The sequence below is a fragment of the Ideonella azotifigens genome, assembly GCF_006519715.1.
Classification (GTDB): domain Bacteria; phylum Pseudomonadota; class Gammaproteobacteria; order Burkholderiales; family Burkholderiaceae_C; genus Ideonella; species Ideonella azotifigens.
In genome coordinates this window covers 1-2,610 of the sequence record NZ_VIDT01000723.1, presented here as the reverse complement: position 1 = coordinate 2,610, position 2,610 = coordinate 1, and the positions used below count along the sequence as shown (strand labels likewise).

Annotated in this window: 4 protein-coding genes; all 4 read right to left on the bottom strand. The window is 70.1% G+C overall.

Annotated features, from left to right (window positions below; genetic code table 11):
- Positions 1–90: 90 nt before the first annotated feature.
- Complete coding sequence (locus tag FKP22_RS26815; RefSeq protein ID WP_233446973.1) at positions 91–1,158, bottom strand: DUF3570 domain-containing protein; 1,068 nt, start codon at positions 1,156–1,158, stop codon at positions 91–93.
- A gap of 103 nt (positions 1,159–1,261) precedes the next feature.
- Positions 1,262–1,498: a DUF4266 domain-containing protein gene (locus tag FKP22_RS26810; RefSeq protein WP_141291008.1), complete on the bottom strand. Its 237-nt coding sequence runs from the start codon at positions 1,496–1,498 to the stop codon at positions 1,262–1,264.
- Between the two features lie 121 nt (positions 1,499–1,619).
- Complete coding sequence (locus FKP22_RS26805) at positions 1,620–2,168, bottom strand: TlpA family protein disulfide reductase (protein ID WP_141291006.1); 549 nt, start codon at positions 2,166–2,168, stop codon at positions 1,620–1,622.
- A gap of 150 nt (positions 2,169–2,318) precedes the next feature.
- A partial coding sequence (locus tag FKP22_RS26800; RefSeq protein WP_141291004.1) for a S8 family serine peptidase occupies positions 2,319–2,610 on the bottom strand: 292 nt, incomplete at its 5' end.

Here is a 2,610-nt window from a genome sequence, read left to right as displayed (position 1 = left end):
ATCTCGCAACGCGAGGCCATGGCCTCGAAGGCGAGGTGCCAGCCGTCGGCGGGTTCGTGCCAGGTCTGCAGCATGGGGGGCCTCAGTCGCTTAAAAACTGCGCGAGAGGCCGAACTGCCACCAGCGTGCCGAGAAGGTCGCCAGGCCGGGCGACCCATTGCCACCGGCACGCCAGCCAGAGCGCTGCTCGTAGCGCTCGTAGTTGAGGTCCAGCTTCCATTGCGCGTCCACGCGCCAGTCCACGCGCAGCCCGCCGGTCAACGCGCCGAAGGCCGAGAGCCGCTGGTCGGCCGAGGTGGGGTGCTGGCCGTCGAAGCCCGGTGGGAAGGGCTCGCCGAGCACCGGGTCATACACCGGATCCTTGTAGAACCTGGCGGCACTCTGCGTGGTGTAGCGCAGCGTGGGCGTGACGCTCCAGCGCTCGCCCAGCGGCTGCACCCAGGCGGCTTCCAGCGTGTGGGCGCGCACGCCGAAGCTGTCGTCGTAGAAGCGCCAGCTGGTGCGCAGCGTGGCCTGCAGCGGTTCGATGTGGTGGTTCCAGCGCAGCAGCGCGGTGTACTGGTTGCGCGAGCGCGGCCGGATGTCGGGGAACTTGTACGGGTCCGAGAAATACCCCCGGCCCCAGTTGGCACCGAGGTTGAGCTGCACCAGGTCCAGCGCCGAGACGGCCTGCGTGACGCCGGCGAGCAACTGCCAGGTGCCGCGGTGCTCGTGCAGCGTGTCGTCGTCGCTGGAGCCGATGCTGTCGTTGCTGCGTGCCAGGCCGATGTTCCAGGTGCGGTTGTTGTCCTCGCTGGAGAGCCGCCATTCGGCCGAGAGCGTGCGCGACTTGTAGTCGTGCTCGTTGGACCAGGCGCCGCCGATGGCCCAGGCCTGGCGGTCGTCGTAGTGCGTGAGCTTCAGGTCGCCGGCATGGCGCTGGTCGTCCATGTGCGAGGCACTGGAGATGGCGCTGTGGTGGCGCGGCGAGGCGCCGGACACGCCATCGCGCACGAACGAGCCTTCCAGCGACCAGTGCGCGTCCAGCGGCGCCAGCGCGTAGATCGACGGCGCGTTCACATGCACCCGCTGCAGGCCGGGCTGCCAGTCCTGGTAGGACAGCTGCTTGATCGCGATGACACCCTGCTCGGGCGCGGTTTCGGCCATGGCCGGGGCCACGATGCCAGGCAGCAGCAGCGCAGCGGCCAGTACGCCGCCCAGGACGGGGCCCGATGAAGGAACAGGACGTGGGCTTGCTGCCGTTGTCGCTCCGGTTGTCGCGTCAGTTGCAGCCACAGCCACCTCCGCCCACGCCGTAGCCGCCCGAGGCGTTTTCCTTGCTGGTGTAGATGTGCTGGTCGAAGCGATCGCCCAGCGGGTCGCCTGCCATGGTCATTTCGGGGCGGGCGAGCGCGCCCTTTTCCCAGGCCTGGGGCGCCTGCCAGCCGGCGCAGCCGCCGAGCGTGGCCGTGGCGAGCAGCAGGCTCGCCAGCAGGCCGGTGCGAAGTGGAGGGTTCATCGTGTCGTCGATTGCAGTAGGTCGTCAAAAAGAGGTCACTCAAGGAGCCGCCAGGTGGTTCCAAGTTTCCTTGTCGCCCCGCAGGGGGCGGGCTGGGCGCAGCCCGGCCCTGGGGGTGCTCTCAAGCCCCGAGGGCAGCGGCGAGGCGGGCTTCCAGCGGGGCCATGTCGTCCTCCCGGAAGCCGGCATGCGTGGCCAGCACCTTGCCGTCGGCGCCCAGCAATACCGAGCTGGGCATGGCCTTGACGCCGAAGCGGCGCGCGGTGTCCGCCGAGGGGTCGAAAGCCAGCGTGAACTGCGCCGGCAGCTCGGCCAGGAAGCGCTGCGCGTCGGCGGTCTGCTTGTCCAGGTTCACCGCGACGATGCGCAGCCCCTGCGGGCCGAACTTGGCCTGCATGCGGTTCATCCATGGGAATGACTGGCGGCAGGGGCCGCACCAGGAGGCCCAGAAGTCGATGTAGGTCGCGCGGGCCTTGCCGTCGAACAGCGGCACGCCGGGCTGGCCGGCGGCACCGGGCGCGCTCTGCACCGGCAGCACATCGCCAGGTGCCAGCGCGGCCGCGAGGCCGGACCAGCCCAGGCCGCCCAGTGCCAGTGCCGCCGTGGCACTCTGCGCAAGCCATTCACGGCGCGTGGAATCGTGGAAAGGCGGGCGGCGAACAAAGCTCATCGGTGGCTCCTTGAAGCGCAGGAAGCGGGGCTGCTGCGCTTGCTGCGCAGCGGGTCTGCGCGTAGGTGCCGTCGGCGGCCCAAATGGTTGAAGGCCGCGTGCGATGTTGGTGAGAAAAGGTGTCCGCGCGGAATGCCGCGCCGCGCGCATTCAGCGTGCGGTACTGCAGTGGCAGCTGGGGCTTTGCGCTTCCAGCACGCGGCAGGCGTTGACCTCGGTGGCCGAGGGTGCCTGCTCGCGCAGCAGCTTTTCGATGCGCGGTCCGTCGAGCTGCGGCTGGTGCTGCAGCAGCAATGCGGCGATGCCGCTGACATGGGACGCGGCCATCGAGGTGCCGGAGGCGAAGTCGTAGCGCCCGCCAGGCGTGAGCGTCAGCACCTCGCGGCCGGGGGCCGCCAGGGCTGCAGTGCCGAAGGGGTCGGCGGTGGCGTCCTGCACCGCG

What these genes read in the sequence shown, in the direction of transcription:
- FKP22_RS26810 (WP_141291008.1), bottom strand. Translation starts at nt 1,498, where the DNA reads ATGAACCCTCCACTTCGCACCGGCCTGCTGGCGAGCCTGCTGCTCGCC.
- FKP22_RS26805 (WP_141291006.1), bottom strand. Translation starts at nt 2,168, where the DNA reads ATGAGCTTTGTTCGCCGCCCGCCTTTCCACGATTCCACGCGCCGTGAA.